This window comes from Vibrio sp. 1167, assembly GCF_033340375.1.
GTDB classification, from domain to species: Bacteria; Pseudomonadota; Gammaproteobacteria; order Enterobacterales; family Vibrionaceae; genus Vibrio; species Vibrio alginolyticus.
In genome coordinates this window covers 1-1,258 of sequence record NZ_JAWOWK010000071.1, presented here as the reverse complement: position 1 = coordinate 1,258, position 1,258 = coordinate 1, and the positions used below count along the sequence as shown (strand labels likewise).

Annotated in this window: 1 protein-coding gene; it reads left to right on the top strand. The window is 44.8% G+C overall.

The features are described from left to right. Positions 1–1,162, top strand: a 1,162-nt coding sequence (locus R7Z78_RS24440; protein ID WP_318117038.1) for a chemotaxis protein, incomplete at its 5' end; no start/stop codon positions are given. Positions 1,163–1,258 lie beyond the last annotated feature (96 nt).

The following is a 1,258-nucleotide window of genomic DNA, read 5'->3' as shown; positions in this document are numbered from 1 at the left end:
GTCCATTCGTCGAATATCGTCACTAATGGTTTTGTGGTTGGTTACCACTCTTTCAGGGTGTTCCCTGTTAGAAGTGAAAATTGACAGCCAGACCGTTCCTCTCACCAAGCAAGAGCTTAATATGCGCATTTTAACGCGCGAATATGCACTTCAATTTTTTGCTCAAGTTGAGCAAGCCGCCGATGTGCTTCAAGAGCAGTATGACCCCAATGATAAAGTGAACCAGTCTTACGTCCTGCTGTGGAAGATCAATGCAGAAGAAGGCTTGCAAGCTGCAGCATATCAAGTCTCACCAATGGCTGCATTGATTGATACGTGGGTGTTCACCCATCAAATGAACCAGTTTTATGCGACGGGCGCTGGCCGTGACATTTTTGCTACAGATGAAGCCAAACAAGTCTCGGCACACTTAGCCAATGAGGTAGACCAGCTCGCTCAATCACTGTTGAAAAAAGAGGTTTACGATAAAACGAAGCTCTTTGTTGCTGACTTTGTTAAACAGTATCCGTTCGCTGATTTAAGCATGATTAGAACGCCAGCTTACCGTGCTTGGTTAGAAGCCAATCAAATCAGTGAGGAAGACGCGGTAACAACGTTGGGTACGATGCCGGAAGCATTGGGAGATGTATCCGATAGATTGAGTTTGGTCTCTGAACAAACGCCAAAGATCATGACTTGGAAGGCGCAGTTATTAGCGTTGAACAGTTCGGCAAGTATTGAGAAGGTTAATGCCGCTTTGAACAGTCTGCAAGTGACTGCTGACTCAATGAGAGATTTCATCGATAACAACCCTGAGTATATGCGTTATTTGGCTGAACAAATGGCGGTTGAACTGCAGCCTTTAGTGGACGACATTGACCAAAAAACCGAAGCGCGTTTGTCTCAGTTAGGTGAAGAGCGACAAGCATTAGAAGAAATGGTGGCTAGAGAGCGCCAAGAGATCGCTCTGATCATCACTCATGAACGTGAGAAGTTTGCTCAGGATATGGATAGAGTGTCTCAAGAGGTTGTGAATCTCGCCATGACCAAGTTGATAGAATTAGTGAAGAGCACAATTGTCTACTTTATTCTGTTCATTGCTGCGATATTCTTCGCTCCGCTTGGTTTAGGTTATGTGCTTGGCAAGCGAGCGGCGGTGAAAACAAAAGTAAAACAAAGCTAACGTGTAGTTTAGATACAAAAAGAGCGCTAATGCGCTCTTTTCTTTGTCTTTCATTCGGAAGGGAGGTTCTTCCTAACGCTGCGAAGTTAAGCCGTT